Here is a 16,510-nt window from a genome sequence, read left to right on the forward strand (position 1 = left end):
ACAGATCAACTGCCGGGGGAAAATACATGCCGGACACCCTCACCGTAAGCGACCACAGCCGCGACAGCGCCGGATTGCGCTACGTCTATCCGGTCGTCTCGCGCCGCGCGGGCGGGGTCTCCATCGGCATCAACCTCAATCCCAACAATGCCTGCAACTGGCGCTGCATCTATTGCCAGGTGCCCGACCTTGTGCGCGGCACAGCACCCCCCGTCGATCTGCTGCTGTTGGGGAAGGAGTTGAGCGGTTTTCTGCATGAACTTCAACACGGTGATTTCATGCAACGCGTGCCGCCCGAGGCGAGACGCATCAACGACATCGCCCTGTCAGGCAACGGCGAACCGACCAGTGCAGAAAAATTTGCCGAAGTCGTCGAACTTGTCGCCAGACTGAAACCGGACGCACTTAAACTGGTGCTCATCACCAACGGCAGCCTGTTGCAGCGGGACAACGTGCAGCAGGGGTTGCGCCGCATGGCGCAAGTCAACGGCGAAGTCTGGTTCAAGCTGGACCGTTCCAGCGAGGCGGGGATGCTGAGCGTCAACGACACCAAGATGACGCTGGACAAAGTGCGGCAGAACCTCGCCACCGCCATCGCCTGCTGCCACAATACCTGGCTGCAGACCTGCTGGTTCGCACTGGACGGCAGCGCACCGGGCAAGCAGGACGAAGACGACTATCTGGATTTTCTGGCGGGACTGCTGCGCGACGGCATTCGGCCACAAGGCGTACTGTTGTACGGCTTGGCGCGACCCTCGCTGCAACCGGAGGCGCCGCGCTTGTCATCCTTGCCGCATGCCGACCTGGAACGGTTTGCGCGGCGCATCCGCGCTTTGGGCGTTGCAGTCAACCTCTCCGATTAGCGCAGCCCGGTAGTGCTGCACGTTAATCGGCATTTATGCGTGTAGCGAGAACGGTGTTGTGGGTCGGGTTTCAACCCGACATGTCGGACGAGCGGCTGCGACACGTTACTGCCAACCCTCTATCCAACTTTCCCCCGGCGGGGGAAAGGGCAATCGCTTCCTCTCCCTCTGGGAGAGGATTGAGGTGAGGGCTCTTGCAGCCGATTGCGGAAGCAGCCGCCGGTAGCCCTTCCTGCACCGCCGGCTTCGCCGCACCGAGGGCTAACGGCCCGACCCGCACAGGTTCGTCACAAGCGTCATCGAGCCTCGTGGTTGGGACATGCATACGCGGTATTGACCCGGTCTTGACTCACTTGATGGATGCGCACCAGATAATCCACCAGTCGTTTCGCGCGCAGGCAATTCGCCAGGGCCGAAGGATGCTTGTTTAACGGATGCAAATAGTATTCTCTTGGAACACTGCGAAAATTTTCTCCAAGCGAAACATCCACCCACAAGTAATGCTCTTGATCCAGTTTTTCCAGCATCGGATCGGCAAACGAAGGTTGCCCCAGAAAACGATGCCAAGGCTCCTGCAGATACATGATGACCGGCGTTATCCCCCGTTCTTCGCTGACCGTTCGGAAATCGTGGAGCACAGCGGCGTACAACGCCATCTGTTTTTGGGTATAGGCCTCGCGTACCGGGTTAAACAACAATTTCGTCAATTTCAGCTTTGACAGCGCGGTGTCGTACAGCGTATTGAAACCGGTCTGATTGAGCTCCGCCAGATCGCTTGGCGTCCTTTCGCTGCAGCGCGAAACGTATTCGGTCATCCGGTTGCCATTCGGTTTTACCCGATACGAAGGGTGGGGCATGCTGTAGTCCTTGTCGCACGATGCACGCCTGGCATGATAAGCGCCGGTCAGCACAACATTGATCTGTGCCGGAGCCGTTTTCAGGTCATCCAGCAGTTTGAGGCTGTTATGCACACCATGCCCGTGAAACCCATAATTTTTGACGCGGGCGTCCGGGATAAACTGGTTGAAAAAATAAGGGAGTGTCTGATCGTCATTCAGACCTTCTCCGAACATGAACGAGCCGCCGAAGAAATTGACCGGGATACTCGGTGCATCCGGTTTTAAATCGGAGGGCGTCCGGCGTGTCCGGTCGGCGTCGATGGTGTAGGTTACGTCGTAAATGACCTCCTCCGGCTGCCCAGGCTTGGCCACCACCTCGCGCGGATAATAGACCCCGGGGTAGGCGCAGGAGCCATGTGCGCATACATCAAGATATCGATGTCCGGCCGCATTCCTTCCTTCCTCAAGTTTGGTCGGTGCCTTGCCTGACAGCGGAATCAACTCGACAATTGCGGCACACAATACCACCCCGACTAAAGTTGAAATAAGAATGGCCAACACTGATTTGGCATGACTGGAATTGCGAGACATGACTGTATTTCCTGTTTTGCAATAGATGATATTCAGCGCGGGTGTGTTGTGTATTCGTTAGTCAGGATAGGCAGCCCCAATAGCCGCGATTTTCCTTTTATTGATTATCGCAAAGCTTTTGGCATGAAGATTTTTACGAAAAACTTAATCATCGACCTGCTAAAAAGAATTCCGGGATATTCTTTTATTGCATTAAAGGCCCAGAGCAAAGAAAGCAATTTACTGTCGGACCGCAATAAACCGCGCGCTTGGATCATCATGGATGACGATACGGCTTTATGGTAAAGTGGGTGATATTTATACTGATCAAGAATGCCGCGAACCGAGAGCCACATCTCCGAATGCTTCGATGAAAAATTATCATTATGCTTGCGGTACTTGACTCCAATCCCCTTGATGGTGAGCAGTTTCCCACCTTTTTCAGTTAATTTTAGAAAAAGGTACAGATCTTCAATTTTAAAGCGTGGATCGTAACCGCCCACCGCTAAAACAGAAGCCCTTACCATCATTACCGACTGTCCCGTCATGCGTCTGCTTCTAAGGAATGCTTCCTCAAACCCGAAGATGCATTCGCGGCTGCTTTTTTCCTTTATTTTCTTGCTATCTTCATTGAATACCGAGATGCCGGAAAAAACGGCAACAACGCCGAATTTTGCATTTCTTTCCAACCCATCAACTTGAGCCGTTATTTTGTTTTTTAATAGAACATCGTCCGAAGCCGAAGGTGAAAAATACACCCCTTTGCACCACGCCAAACCCTCATTCAATGTTGCGCACAAGCCTTTGTTAGGTCGTGTTCTGAATTCAAATCTTACAAATCTTTGCGTACAGGCTGTCGCCAGTTCTCTGATTTTTTCCACGGAATCATCATTCGAGCCGTCGTCAATAATAATCAACTCAATATTTTGATAATCCTGATCGATGATGCTCTGTATGCACTCCTGAATATATTTTCCGTGGTTATAGCTCGGTACAATCACGGATACCATGGGTGTAGACACTTAATCAAACTCCTTAAAATTAAGCAATCGGGAATGTCGGCAGTCGTTATGGAGGCACTTCAATTTTCACTCATCGGTTGGATGAGGATTGATCAATACTGCGCTCATCAATCAGTGTTAGGTCGCGCGCGTTGGCGGAGTACTTTAGGGATAAAAATGGCCATTGCTGACCAGTAGATTAGATAGTTTACTGCATGTGAAAGCGCGACGCCTTCCAACCCCATTGTTTGAGTAAAAATTACGGTCAAAACATAAAACATTGCAGAAGATAAGATCTCCGATACCACAAACAATTTGATCATTGCTTTTCCCAGCATCAGGTAAGCGAGTATCCAACTGCCGATTTTCAGAGTATCCCCGACCATTTGCCAGGCGAATAACACCTCCATTGGCGCAAATTCAGTACTGAACAGGGCTCGAATAAGGAAGTCCCTATTCAGGTAAATGGCCAAACTGCAGGCTGCCGCCACGGGAAGAATAATTTTATAGCCTTGAATGATTTCGCGTTTGATATCGGCGGAATGTTGCAGTTCAGATAACTTGGGCAGGTAGTAAACACTTAACGTGGTTGTGACCAGCATCAAGTAGAAATTACTCAATCGCCATGCAGCTTCCCAGTATCCGGCCGCATCCCATCCCAGAGTTTCGCCAAGATGGTTGCGAATCAGAATATGGCTGATTGGCACAGTCACAGCCGAAGTCAACGCCATGATCGTGAATTTTCCCAGGTTTTTTGCGACCTGACGATCGATCCGCCCAAATAGGTAACTTGGACGAAACCAGTTTGCGTTGTAAATAAGCGCCAAAGTTACAAAAAATGTCAGTGACTGATAAATCACCAAAGCGACCAGTGCACCGTACAACCCCATTTGCATCGCCATCCAAGTCGTTACGGCAAATGCAAACAGGCTGCCGGCAATATTGGCAATCACATAGCGCCGAATCTCTCTTTTACCGTTGAGAATTGCCTGCAGCAGGGAGTTGAACACGAACAGTACCAGCGTGGTGGAAAACCAGATAAATACGCTGCCGAGACTTTCATCCTTTAGAAACCAACCAGCCAATTTCTGATTAAAAGCGGCGATGAAAACAGCAATCAACAATGAGCCCGTGAGCGCAATGGCGGCCGCGGTGCGCCATACCGTGTGTTGCCTGGCCGAATCCTTGGAATATTCGGCCGTATATTTGGTGACCCCTTGATTGATGGCACCGCTGGCAAAGTTGGTAATCATTTGAACCGCGTTTAGGAACTGCCCCAGAATCGCATACCCCGCCGGTCCCACATAGATCGCCAGTATCTTGTTCAAACCGAGCAAAGTCAGCATTTTGATGACAACAGCGATGCCATTCAGCAGACTGGTCTTGATTAGCGTCATGGAAGTTATTTGATGCGGAAAGCGTTGCAGGCTTCAATCACCGCATTCACCTGCTCATTACTCATCACCGGACTGATGGGTAAACTGAGCACTTGTTTGTGGATGGTTTCGGTGAGCGGGTGGTGTTCTTTATTCCAGTTCCGGTAAGCTTGCTGCTGATGTGGTGGTATCGGATAGTGGATCAAGGTTTGCACGCCGGCGGCACCTAAGTGTGCTTGCAGGGCTTCGCGCTCTTCTGTACGAACTACGTAGAGGTGAAATACATGTGATCCCAGTGTTTCCGGGGTATTTTCGGCGGCGATGGGTTGTTGGATGACGGGATTGTGAATGCCCTTGGCATAAGCCAGCGCAATTTCCTTACGCCGCGCTGTTTCTGCGTCTAAATGCTTCAGCTTTACGCGTAATAAAGCTGCTTGCATTTCATCCAAACGGCTGTTGACACCTTGGTACAGATTCTCGTATTTCTTGTGGCTACCGTAGTTGCCCAGAGCCCGAATTGTTCGCGCCAATTCCTCGTTATTGGTCGTGACAGCGCCGGCATCGCCTAGTGCACCGAGATTTTTTCCGGGGTAAAAGCTGAAGCCGGAGGCATGTCCCCAGTTGCCTGCCTTTTTGCCGTTGATTTCCGCGCCGTGAGCCTGGGCAGAGTCTTCCAGGACCAGTAGTTGGTGCTGATCGGCCAGCGCCATAATTTCTGGCATGGGTGCAAGTTGGCCATAAAGATGAACCGCTACAATAGCTCTAGTTTTGGGCGTAATGGCGGTTGTGGCTTTAATCGGACACAGGTTGTACGTGGCAGCATCCGGTTCCACCAATACCGGTTTGAGTTGATTCTCGGTAATAGCCAATATGCTCGCAATATAGGTATTGGCCGGTACTATTACCTCGTCGCCTTCCTTTAATTTGCCCAGCGTTTTCCATGCGCGTAACGTCAGGGTCAAGGCATCCAAGCCATTGGCCACGCCGACACAGTGCCGGGTGCCACAGTAGTCACTAAATTCCCGCTCGAAAGCATGGAGTTCGCTGCCTTGAATGTACCAGCCTGAATCGATCACATTCGTGGCCGCTTGGATTAACGCGTCTCTATATTGGGCGTTAATACCCTTTAAATCTAAAAACGGGATCAATTGGGATGGCTCCATTTATATGGCATGACTTACCAGTCAATATTGGAATGAAGCTGGTATTAAGCGGGTTTATCTGTCTGTTTCAGTTGTCTGGTGCTTACCCATTCGAGGCGAATTTGCCGACGATTCCCGTAACATATTTCACTGTTGCGCCCGCTCCGTGCGGGGCGGACCTGCCAGTAGTTCGTGGCACCTAACCCGACCAAGGTCTTTTGAGTCAGATTCTAACCCGGATCGAACTTGATAGGGCGACACTTTTTCTGTAAAAGTTATCACAAGCAAGCTTCCTGAGGCCGGGCTATAGAAATACGTAGGGCAACACTTACGGTTTCTGGTGATTGCCGAATATTCGAAGAATGGAGAACAAGATGGAAGGTATTCATGCACTGGCCGATGTGCAATCAACAAATGTTGGTAAAGGCACCCGTATCTGGCAGTTCTGCGTGGTACTGGCCGGGGCGAAGATAGGCAGCAACTGCAATGTGTGCGCGCATGTTTTTATCGAGAATGATGTGGTGGTGGGCGATAACGTGACCATCAAGTCGGGTGTGCAGCTGTGGGATGGGATACGGCTGGAGGATGATGTGTTTATCGGGCCGAATGTAACCTTTACCAACGACCTCCTTCCGCGCAGCAGGCAGTATCCCGAAGCCTTTGCGGTGACGACCGTCAAGGCTGGTGCTTCAGTCGGGGGGGGGGCGACTATTCTGCCGGGCATCGTGATAGGCCGACGGGCCATGGTTGGGGCCGGAGCGGTGGTGACGAAATCGGTGCCGGATGGGGCTGTCGTGGTCGGCAATCCTGCGCGCATCATTCGATATGTGTGCAGCAGCGATGAGTGCTTCCCCGTCGATCCCGCTACGCAAGGCGGCACGCGTGACGGGTAAAACCTTGAGCTTTCGTAACGCTTGCGCGGAGGATGCGGCCTTTATCTTGTCGTTGCGCACCGACACCGAAAAATCGCGTTATCTCAGCGCCGTTAGTGCCGATATTGCCGACCAGAAAGCCTGGCTTGCGCGTTATGCTCAAGCGGATGACCAAGCATATTTCATAATCGAATATCAGGGCGAGCCGATTGGAACGGTGCGGCTGTACAATCCGCTGGGCGACAGTTTTTGCTGGGGGTCGTGGATATTGAAAGACACCCGACCGGGCCACGCGGCAATGGAATCGGCGCTAATGGTGTATGCCTACGGTATCGACCATCTCGGTTTCAAGGGGGCGCATCTTGATGTGCGCAAGGGCAACGAGCGCGTATGGCGGTTCCACGAACGTTTCGGTGCCCGTCGGGTTGCCGAAACGGCAGAAGATTATCTCTATCGCCTGGACGGTGAGGCAATACAGGTTTCCCGTCATCGTTATCGGCGCTTTCTGGATGGAAACGTTCAAGTGGAGTTTTTATGAGCATTCAACGCTGCAAAATCATCGAATTGCCAAAAATCACTGACCCGCGCGGAAACCTCTCGTTTATCGAGGGCGGGCAACACATCCCATTTGATATAAAGCGCGTGTACTATCTTTATGACGTGCCCGGTGGCTCTGATCGCGGTTCGCATGCACATAAAAACTTGCATCAGTTTATTGTAGCCATGTCGGGCAGCTTTGATGTCGTGCTGGATGATGGTGCGGAAAAAAAACGCTTCCACCTGAATCGTTCCTATTATGGTTTATACGTCTGCCCGATGATGTGGCGAGATTTGGATAATTTTTCTTCGGGAGCTGTGTGCATGGTGCTAGCTTCTGCGCATTACGACGAGACTGATTACATCCGCGACTACTCGAAATTCATGACGGCCGTGGCTGCCGCTAAAGCATGAACATAAAAGAAGTCAAGTTCCCGGACCTACCCTGGTCTGGTGACACTGCATGTCACGATACTTTCAGATATGAATGATGCCTGCCGGCGTGTGGTGAGTGCCGGCAGGTTTCAGTTTCTATCCCGGCAAGAATCTTTGCGCGCTTGGCGAGCGTGTAGCACGAAAGCACTTGACTGGGGGTGCCTCCGTTCCGGACCTGCACATGATGGGAAATCACGCAGTTCCAGTGAGCGTGGAAATCACCTGCTTTCGCTGAAATTAGCCGCGTCAGAGGATACTATCTCTATTCGGATTCGTGTCACTGTACGCGCCCGTTGCGCTCAATTTCATGAGGCTGGTTGCCGCTGGGTGCAATTGCTACAATGCGCGCCCACTTGACACAGGCCATACCGCCAATGCTTGAACCACGCCCATTCAGTACAGGATCAGTCGCAGCGCGAATTGGGGTTATTTTTAATCCGGGGAGCGGGGCGAACCTCAAGTCCCCCGATGCCATGCGCCGCGTGCTCGATGCCCATCCGGACATTCCGTATTGCAACGTCTCGGATCCGGATTCTGTTGCTCGCGCACTGGATGAGCTGGCTGCGCATGACGTAAATATTGTGGCTATCAGTGGTGGTGACGGTACGGTGCACGCCGTGATCAGCACGCTTTTGAACCGCAATCCATTTCCTCAACTTCCTTTGCTGGCCATTTTGCATTCCGGCACCACCAATATGACGGCGGGCGATATCGGCTATCGCGGCCGTCCGCATCGGGCGCTGAAATGTCTCATTCGGCGTGCGACCGGCGACGCCGAGGGGTTGCATATCCTGCGGCGACACATCATTTGCGTGAATCCGGGGGCGGGGCGCGCCCCGTTGTATGGCATGTTTTTTGGCGCGGCGGCAATTTGCCAGGGCATCGAATATTGCCGTGGCAAAGTTCATCGCGTGGGTTTGCGCGGCGAAATTGGTCCGGGAGTCGCAATGTTGCGTTTCGCGCTGGCGATGGCGCGCGGTGAACGCGATATTGTGTCGCCGGTGACGGTTGGGGTGTCCATGGATGGCTCGCCGGTATTAACCTCCGAATGTGAAATTTTCCACGTGACAACCCTGAAGCGCCTGTTTCTGGGATTGCGCCCGTTCTGGGGCAAGGAAGATGCGCCGTTGCACTTCAGTTGTGTGCGCGCGCATCCGCGTCACTGGGTGCGGGCGTTGCCGGGCCTGTTGCGCGGCAAGATCAACCGTTTTATGACTCCGGAGAATGGCTACATCAGCCACAATGTGCGCCGTCTTGAACTCCGGTTCGATGGGTATTTCACCGTGGACGGTGAAATTTTCGCGACTGCGCCAGATACGCCGCTGGTGCTGACCGATGGTGGGACGCTGGATTTTGTACGGTTGACGTGAAACTCGCGCGGCGACTTGTTCGCACCCTCTCCGTCCGATGGGCGATCTGGGGCGACTCGGACTTTTCATTTTTTGGGGTGGCCCGCTGCGCCCCATGAGCATCAGTTCAGTTAGTGTGTATGGATGCGCCAGAGACTGGCTGATGCAGGCCAAATTTCTGACGTATGAATAATCCAAGATGAAATCAAATTGCGCATGAATACATCCGAGCCTTTTCCCGCGCCCGATCTGCAGCGTTTTGCGCTGTCCCAGTGCGACGCGCTCTTCGCGGCGGTATTGGTGCATGATGATTTGTATCCGGAGGCGCGGCTACCGGACGTGATTCAACTGAACTACAGCCGGCAACAACTGGCGACCTGTTATTACCTGTGCCGCCAACTTTGGCTGGAAGGCGTTGAGCGCCGTGCGCTGCAGGAGATGATTGTGGCGATTCAGGCGCGGCACGCGCTGCCTCCCGAGCAGCAGCTAGCCTTCAAATATGTGCGCGCCAAATTCAAGCATCTGCGGTTTGCCTTCGTGGCCTGTGACGAACGCCATCGATATCCCCTGGTTTTTCATTGGCTGACCGGCATCATGGGGAATTTGCAGGATGCCGTAAAAAATAAGCATGGCGGTGCCGTGCGCCGCGCCGCGCTTGTGTCGCGCCTATTGCTGTCGCGCTTGCCGTTTGCGTTGCTCACCCGCGAGATCAATCGTTTTCAGCCGAGTACCACGGCGTCGTTTCGCCGCTATGTGCAACAGCAGATCGCCTTTATCAGCGGGCATTTGTCACGCGAGAAAGTGACCAGCAAAGAATTCCATGAAATGCGCAAAGTCATCAGCCGCCTGGTTGCGCTCTACGACAACCTGAAGATTTTGTTTCCATCGCCCGACCATGACAGTATCTCGCGCTACCTCAGCACGCTGAATGGTTTGATGGGCAGCTATCACGATGAACTGATCAGTAAAAAATTTACCGGCAGCCACGATTATTACGCCGATGCTTTTGCCATTCCTGCCGATATTCGTCTGCGACTGGGGGTTATGACGGAGAAATTCGCCCGGGCTGAATAGCGCCTGCTCTGTGGCGCGTCGCGGCGGGATACTCCGCGCCGCGCATAATTTTATCCACTTAAGGGGGTGTATCGGTTAAAATCCCCCCCCAATTTTTCCCGCTTGGCGGGAATCTCTACCCACATTATCCGGAAATTACGTTTCGCATGAAGATACTAGGCCTATCCGCGTACTACCATGACAGTGCCGCAGCGCTTGTGGTTGATGGAAAAATCGTAGCCGCTGCGCAGGAAGAACGGTTTACACGCAAAAAGCATGATGCGAATTTTCCCGGGCACGCCGTCCGATATTGTCTGCAGGAAACGGGGCTGAAGCTGGCCGACATTGACTATTTGGTTTTTTACGACAAGCCATTGGTCAAATTCGAGCGTCTGCTGGAGACGTATCTCGCTTATGCCCCGGTCGGGTTCAAGTCTTTTTTGGCTTCCATGCCGGTCTGGTTGAAGGATAAGTTGTTCCTGAAAACCACGCTGAAAAAGGAATTTATGGCGATCCAGAAAGAACTGTCGGAGGACGTCGAAACTTTACCGCCGTTGCTGTTCAACTCGCATCACAAGTCGCATGCTGCTTCGGCTTTTTACCCCAGTCCGTTTGAGAAGGCGGCTGTGTTGTGTCTGGATGGGGTGGGGGAGTGGGCGACCAGTTCGGTCTGGCTGGGTGAAGGCAGCCGGCTGGAGCCGCAATGGGAAATCGATTTCCCGCATTCGTTGGGCTTGCTCTATTCGGCTTTTACCTACTACACCGGATTCAAGGTCAATTCCGGCGAATACAAACTCATGGGTTTGGCTCCCTACGGTCAGCCCACCTATGTTGACCGGATTCTGGAAAATCTGGTTGACGTGAAAGAAGATGGCACCTATCGCCTGGATATGAGCTATTTCAACTATGCGACCGGGCTGACCATGACGAACAAGAAGTTTGATCGTCTGTTTGGCGGCCCACCGCGCAAGGCCGAGTCAGAAATAACCCAAAAAGAGATGGATCTGGCTCGTTCCATTCAGGTTGTCACCGAAGAGATTGTTTTGAAAATTGCCCGCAACGTGCATCAGACCCTGGGCGTGGATTACCTGTGCCTGGCGGGCGGCGTGGCGTTGAACTGCGTTTCCAACGGCCGGTTGTTGAGAGAAGGGCCGTTCAAGGACATCTGGATTCAGCCGGCGGCGGGGGATGCGGGCGGGGCGCTCGGGGCGGCCTTGACGGTTTGGCACGAGTATCTGGAAAAGCCCCGGCAGGTTGAAAAGGGCGATGCCATGCAGGGCTCATATCTTGGCCCGCGCTGTGAACCCGCAGAAATTGAGCGGTATCTGGATTCGATCCATGCCCCGTACGAGAAGCTGGACGACGCAACATTGATGCCCCGGTTGGCGGAAATTCTGGCCAATGAAAATGTGATCGGCTGGTGCCAGGGACGCATGGAATTTGGGCCGCGCTCATTGGGTGGCCGCTCCATTCTGGGCGATCCGCGCAGTCAGAAAATGCAGTCGGTGATGAATCTCAAGATTAAATATCGCGAGTCCTTCCGGCCGTTTGCCCCTGCCGTCAAGGCAGAAAAAGTATCCGACTGGTTCGAGCATGATCGCAGCAGCCCGTACATGTTGATGGTGGCCCCGGTCAAAAAGAGCAAATGTTTCGAGATGACCGAAGCGCAAAACAAGCTGTTCGGGATCGAGAAACTGAACATTCCCCGCTCTGAAATCCCCGCCGTCACCCACGTGGATTATTCGGCGCGGATCCAAACAGTACATCCTGAAACCAACCCGCGTTTCTACCATCTGCTGGATGCGTTCGAACAGAAAACAGGCTGCCCGGTTCTGGTCAACACCTCCTTTAATGTTCGCGGCGAACCGATTGTGCGCACGGCTGAAGATGCCTACCGGTGCTTCATGCGGACGGAAATGGATTATCTGGTGCTGGAAAATTACCTGCTGTGCAAAACACAACAGCCGGCATGGTCGGAAAAAACCGATTGGCGCGATGAATTTGGACTGGACTAAATGATGAAGAACACAATCGATGACCTGGATCGGCGGGGATACCGCAAGTTTGGAATCACGACCGGCGCAATCCTGGCCGTTTTGTTTGGCCTGATTGCCCCCTATATTCTCTCGTTCAGTTATCCGCGATGGCCGTGGATTGTTGCGGGGATATTGGCGGGTTGCGCGCTGGCCGTACCGATGGCATTGAAATACCCGTATCGCATCTGGATGGGGTTCGGCTTGGTCATGAACTGGATCAACACCCGCATCATTCTGGGCCTGCTTTTTTATGGCCTGTTTTTTCCGATCGGTCTGCTGCTTAAAATCTTGGGGAAAGATGCGTTGCGCCGCAAATTTGATCCGGATGCGCTGTCGTATCGGGAGCACAAGGAATCCGAATCAAAACATAACCTGGAAAGGCCATACTAATGCTGGATTTATTGAAAGATCTGTGGGGGTTCATGCGTGCCAGAAAAAAATTCTGGCTGCTGCCGATTATCATTGTCATGCTTCTTCTTGGTGCGCTGCTCATCTTCGCTCAAGGATCGGCAGTGGCCCCTTTTGTGTACACCCTGTTTTAATCCGCGATACACGGCCTGTGTCCGCCGGGATGGTTGTTTTTCCAGATCCATGCCCGGTTTGGGTTGGATAAACCGGGATGCGCAGGGTGCGTTTCGTGACCAGCTGGTATTGGCTCAATAGCGTTAACTGTACCGATGAAAATAAAACAAATTGCGCGTGATGCAATGATCGTGGTTCTGGTCACGGCGGGGCTGCTGGTTGCCCTGGAGCTGGTCCTGCGCATCGCATTTCCGGAACTTGCAAAAGCGCGCAGTGCGCCGACCTCGGTTGCCTTTCAGTACAACAGCAAATATCTGGTTGCGCTCAAACCGAATATCGTTAAGGAATATACGAACAGCCCCGAAGACGGGGGCGCAACCATTGTCTGGAAGACCAATTCTCTCGGTTTCAGGGGAGATGAAATTGGCGACAAGCGGGGGGTAAGGGTGATCGTGTACGGAGATTCAAACGTTCATGCGCGCTTCTCGCCTGATGAGGAAACATATCCGGCTCAGTTGCAGAAAATGTTGCGGCAGAAATGGGCGGATGCGCAGGTGATCAATGCGGGCATGACCGGCTCCGGTCCCGACCAAAGTCTGCTCAGGTTGCAGGAAGATTTTGAACGGGTTAAGCCCGATGTCGTGGTGTTCCATATTTTTGCCGACAACGATTATGGCGATCTCATCAAGAATCGTTTGTTCAAGTTGTCCGGGAACGGCGAGTTGGTTGAGACCGGGTTCCCGCCCACGGTTGATCCGAAACTCGCCTCATGGGGTCCCGCCATCGGCAATGCTTTTCGCCACTGGTATCTTCAAGGCGCGGTAAATCGCCTGATCGCCCGAGCCGCAGTTGCGAAAACCAGTTCCTTGAGCGAGAACGAAAAAGTAGAACGCAGCCTGCAACTGCTGGAAGAAAACAACGCATTGGCCTATGTCCCCTACCGGGAAAACAAGCCGCGCAAATTTTCCCATTTCAAGGATTTCTACGACATCGATATCGCAACACATCCGCAATCGGAATCAGCTCGCACCAAGATCGCGTTGATGGGCAAGATTCTGGAGGCGGCCAGCCGGTTTTGTGCGACAAAAAACATTCGCTTCATGGTGGTTGTGCAGCCCTCGATGATCGACATGACGACGCGCGGCTATGGCGCATTTGCTCCCATTGGCTATACGGATCTGGCAAAAAAATATCCGAAGTACAAACCCGCCAACCTGACGGACCCGCTGAAACAGATTTGTCTCCGGGAGAGGTTGAGCTGCGTGCATCTGATCGACAGCTACCGGCAACACGATCCCGAACATCTTTATATCAGCGACGGACACTGGAACGGGGAAGGGCAGCGGATCGCAGCGGAGGAAACCGCGAAAAACATGGTGCTGCCGCACTGAAGTCATGTAATGGCCCGGACGTTCTGGTCCGACTTTTCTGTTTTCGATTGAATCCGGCAGCTTCCCATCCCGTATAATTTCAGGCATTCCTTTATTCCGCACAACGCGCAGCATGAAAATCGCTTACGTTACCAGTTCACTCGAAGGCAGCGGCGGCCCGCTGCCGATTCCTGCGGTTACCAGGGTTCTGCGCAATAGCGGTGCGCACGTGGAGGTGTTTGCCCTCGCCCGGCGCGACGGGCGCGCCTTGCCGCCGATGCTCGCGGATGGATTGCAGGTGCATCTGCGTATGGGCGGCGACCATGACCACTGGGCGGCCTATCGCTGGCTGGAGCGCGAGATTGCGGCGTACAAGCCGGATCTGATCTGGACCTCGGTCGCGCGTGCCAGCATCATGGGTCTGCTGCTTGGAAAAAAATATGCCGTACCGGTCGTGTGTTGGCAGCATAACGCCACCCTCAAGTGGAGCCGGCTGATCCCGTTCTATCTTTTGCGCAAACGTCCCGCGATGTGGGTTGGGGATTCCGACCGGGTGACCGAGATCACGGCCAAGCGTTTTGGCGTGCCGCCTGAACGGATGGCGTCGTGGCCATTATTTTCAGCGCGCCCTGACGCCCCGCAAGCACAACCTTGGCAGCCCGGACAAACGCTGCGTTTGGGAAGCTTGGGACGTTTGCATCCACAAAAAGCGTATGAACTTTTGATCGAAGCCCTGGCGCTGTTGCGCCAGCGCGGATTTCGCGCTGCCGTTCCATTTGAAGTCATCATTGCCGGAGAGGGGCGCGAGTTCGATGCACTCAATGCCGCACTGCAACGCACGGGCGTCACCGAGGTTCGATTGACCGGCTTTGCAGAACATCCATTGGAATTCCTGGCCGGACTGCATCTGTACCTGCAACCTTCGCGCGTTGAAGGTTTTTGCATTGCCGTGCATGAAGCGATGCAGGCTGGATTGCCGGTGGTTGCTTCTGCGGTGGGGCAAATTCCTTATACTCTGGAGCACGGAGTGAGCGGATGGCTATTGCCGCCGGGCGATGTCAACGCGCTTGCGGATACCATGGCCGAAGTCCTGAGTCATCCGGAACGCCTGGCGGTCATGGGGCAGGCGGCACGGGACAGGGTGCTACCGCTGTACAGCGAAGAAGCGTTTCGACGCGCGGGCGAATCCATCCTGGAGCGCCTGCGCGCGCGCGGTGTGATCAGCGCCGATTGATTTCTTCCCGGCGTGTGCCGGATGGGCAGGCACGGCCATCGCAGTCGGATGCCGGATTAAATCCCTTGGGATGTGTAGCCGCGCGCGGTGAGCGTATGGGTCACCGCAGCCCTGGCCGTTGACAGCACTTCGACAAGCGGCTGGTTGGCATCCACATCGACGATGGGCGCACCGTTGAATTTCAACAGTGGCAGGGTTTTCATCTTTTCGCTCAATAGTTCGCGGCGATGATCGGGTTTGCGCGCGCAGGCAACATCCAGATCGACATTGAGGCGAATCACCAGGTCGGGGCGGTAGTGGGTCATCCACTCATAAGCGGCCAGCTCGCGCCGCGCCAGCCACCGCACCAACCCGTTGCTCTCCGCATTGACAGACAAGACCGTGCCATCGGCGGCACCGGGAATATCCAGTTGCGGATAACGGTCGGCAATGATAATCATGCCTTGCCGTCGCTGTGCCAGCATGCGCTTGAAGCGGCGCAGACGGCGCAGGGTAAAGGCGCTGATCACCAGTGCGGTGAGCAACCCCGGGTTCTTTTTTTTGTCGCGTTGCGCACGCGCACTGTCGGTCTTGCGCACAATCGTGCGATCCACCCATGCGCCGATGATCGGCCATTTGGCGATGGCGCGACCGACGTTTCCGGATTGCTTGCCCAGGTGTGCCAAAGTTGCCGGGCCGAAGGTGCTCGCCAGCACAAGAATATCTTCGCAAACCGTTGATTTCCCAGAGCCGTCGCAACCTACAATTGCAATCAGAGGTCCTATTTCGACGTGGTTTTTGGTCATATTTCGCTTCCTTCGAGCGTGGGGGTAAAGCGCCGCAACACATGGAAGACCCGCAACCTTGTTTGTTTCGTGGATGCGGTTCGACTGGCGCATAACTTGAGTACGGTCTCATCCCTACGGATAAATTTGTGCTGATCCATGGTGTTTCTTTGGAATGAGGTGCTTGGGGGCGAGTTGACGATAGCGTTGCAATCGGTGCCGGAGGGCATTATAACTCGGAACATCGGAGTACGACCTTCCCTGGAAAATCGTCTTTCAATCAGGCGCGACATCATCTCAACACCGTACCGGCAGACAATTACGCGATGAACTTTTCACAGTTGGCGCCAGCAGTCTGGCAGCGGACGCAACTCATCTATGTATGCTCGCCGGGCAACCCGAACGGGCGCGTGATGGCGCATGCCGAATGGCAGACCTGTTGGTACGCGTTGAAAATTCCCCACTTTTCCTAGTGTCTGCGCGCTGAAAATTACCCAGGTGATTAACCTCCTCCGTTCCGATTTTCGGACTGGAGAAACCAAGGAGA

16 protein-coding genes are annotated in these 16,510 nt (G+C 53.9%); 11 read left to right on the forward strand and 5 right to left on the reverse strand.

What is annotated here, in order from left to right; genetic code table 11:
* Nucleotides 1-26: 26 nt before the first annotated feature.
* Nucleotides 27-863 (forward strand): radical SAM protein, encoded by an 837-nt coding sequence (locus ACKTSJ_RS09730; protein WP_407899737.1) that lies wholly within the window; start codon nt 27-29, stop codon nt 861-863.
* Nucleotides 864-1,159: 296 nt separating this feature from the next.
* Here ACKTSJ_RS09730 and ACKTSJ_RS09735 read toward each other — a convergent pair whose 3' ends face one another.
* The 4 genes from ACKTSJ_RS09735 to ACKTSJ_RS09750 form a co-directional block, all read right to left on the reverse strand.
* The gene (locus ACKTSJ_RS09735; protein WP_407899739.1) at nt 1,160-2,293 is read right to left on the reverse strand and encodes a hypothetical protein; all 1,134 of its coding nucleotides are present in this window, start codon (nt 2,291-2,293) and stop codon (nt 1,160-1,162) included.
* Between the two features lie 104 nt (nt 2,294-2,397).
* Nucleotides 2,398-3,294 carry a glycosyltransferase family 2 protein gene (locus ACKTSJ_RS09740; protein ID WP_407899740.1) on the reverse strand — a complete coding sequence of 299 codons (897 nt, stop codon included), beginning with the start codon at nt 3,292-3,294 and terminating at the stop codon, nt 2,398-2,400.
* Between the two features lie 107 nt (nt 3,295-3,401).
* Complete coding sequence (locus ACKTSJ_RS09745; protein ID WP_407899742.1) at nt 3,402-4,670, reverse strand: O-antigen translocase; 1,269 nt, start codon at nt 4,668-4,670, stop codon at nt 3,402-3,404.
* Between the two features lie 5 nt (nt 4,671-4,675).
* Nucleotides 4,676-5,797 carry a DegT/DnrJ/EryC1/StrS family aminotransferase gene (locus tag ACKTSJ_RS09750; protein ID WP_407899744.1) on the reverse strand — a complete coding sequence of 374 codons (1,122 nt, stop codon included), beginning with the start codon at nt 5,795-5,797 and terminating at the stop codon, nt 4,676-4,678.
* Nucleotides 5,798-6,153: 356 nt separating this feature from the next.
* On the opposite strand from ACKTSJ_RS09750, the gene ACKTSJ_RS09755 reads away from it, so the two are divergent.
* The 10 genes from ACKTSJ_RS09755 to ACKTSJ_RS09800 all read left to right on the forward strand — a co-directional run bounded on the left by ACKTSJ_RS09755 (nt 6,154) and on the right by ACKTSJ_RS09800 (nt 15,199).
* Entirely contained in the window at nt 6,154-6,684 is a 531-nt protein-coding gene (locus ACKTSJ_RS09755) for an acyltransferase (RefSeq protein ID WP_407899746.1), read from the forward strand.
* Nucleotides 6,674-7,201 carry a GNAT family N-acetyltransferase gene (locus ACKTSJ_RS09760; protein WP_407899748.1) on the forward strand — a complete coding sequence of 176 codons (528 nt, stop codon included), beginning with the start codon at nt 6,674-6,676 and terminating at the stop codon, nt 7,199-7,201. The genes ACKTSJ_RS09755 and ACKTSJ_RS09760 overlap by 11 nt, the downstream gene beginning before the upstream one ends.
* Entirely contained in the window at nt 7,198-7,614 is a 417-nt protein-coding gene (locus tag ACKTSJ_RS09765; protein ID WP_407899750.1) for a sugar 3,4-ketoisomerase, read from the forward strand. Before ACKTSJ_RS09760 ends, ACKTSJ_RS09765 begins: the two co-directional genes overlap by 4 nt.
* Nucleotides 7,615-8,009: 395 nt before the next feature.
* Nucleotides 8,010-9,005: a diacylglycerol/lipid kinase family protein gene (locus ACKTSJ_RS09770; protein WP_407899752.1), complete on the forward strand. Its 996-nt coding sequence runs from the start codon at nt 8,010-8,012 to the stop codon at nt 9,003-9,005.
* 195 nt (nt 9,006-9,200) lie between these two features.
* Nucleotides 9,201-10,058: a hypothetical protein gene (locus tag ACKTSJ_RS09775; protein WP_407899754.1), complete on the forward strand. Its 858-nt coding sequence runs from the start codon at nt 9,201-9,203 to the stop codon at nt 10,056-10,058.
* A 146-nt stretch (nt 10,059-10,204) separates the two neighbouring features.
* Complete coding sequence (locus tag ACKTSJ_RS09780; protein ID WP_407899756.1) at nt 10,205-12,052, forward strand: carbamoyltransferase; 1,848 nt, start codon at nt 10,205-10,207, stop codon at nt 12,050-12,052.
* Nucleotides 12,053-12,055: 3 nt separating this feature from the next.
* Nucleotides 12,056-12,463, forward strand: coding sequence for an SxtJ family membrane protein (locus tag ACKTSJ_RS09785; protein WP_407899758.1), 408 nt, complete (start codon nt 12,056-12,058; stop codon nt 12,461-12,463).
* Nucleotides 12,463-12,615 (forward strand): DUF5989 family protein, encoded by a 153-nt coding sequence (locus ACKTSJ_RS09790; RefSeq protein ID WP_407899760.1) that lies wholly within the window; start codon nt 12,463-12,465, stop codon nt 12,613-12,615. Before ACKTSJ_RS09785 ends, ACKTSJ_RS09790 begins: the two co-directional genes overlap by 1 nt.
* Before the next feature lie 135 nt (nt 12,616-12,750).
* A complete protein-coding gene (locus ACKTSJ_RS09795; protein ID WP_407899762.1) occupies nt 12,751-13,986 on the forward strand; it encodes a hypothetical protein in 1,236 nt (411 codons plus the stop codon).
* 112 nt (nt 13,987-14,098) lie between these two features.
* Nucleotides 14,099-15,199 (forward strand): glycosyltransferase family 4 protein, encoded by a 1,101-nt coding sequence (locus tag ACKTSJ_RS09800; RefSeq protein WP_407899764.1) that lies wholly within the window; start codon nt 14,099-14,101, stop codon nt 15,197-15,199.
* A 56-nt stretch (nt 15,200-15,255) separates the two neighbouring features.
* Here the strand turns inward: ACKTSJ_RS09800 and ACKTSJ_RS09805 are convergent, their stop codons facing one another.
* Nucleotides 15,256-15,894: a hypothetical protein gene (locus ACKTSJ_RS09805; RefSeq protein ID WP_407899766.1), complete on the reverse strand. Its 639-nt coding sequence runs from the start codon at nt 15,892-15,894 to the stop codon at nt 15,256-15,258.
* Nucleotides 15,895-16,510: the final 616 nt, after the last annotated feature.

Source organism: Ferrigenium sp. UT5, from assembly GCF_045866295.1.
Lineage (GTDB): Bacteria > Pseudomonadota > Gammaproteobacteria > Burkholderiales > Gallionellaceae > Sideroxyarcus.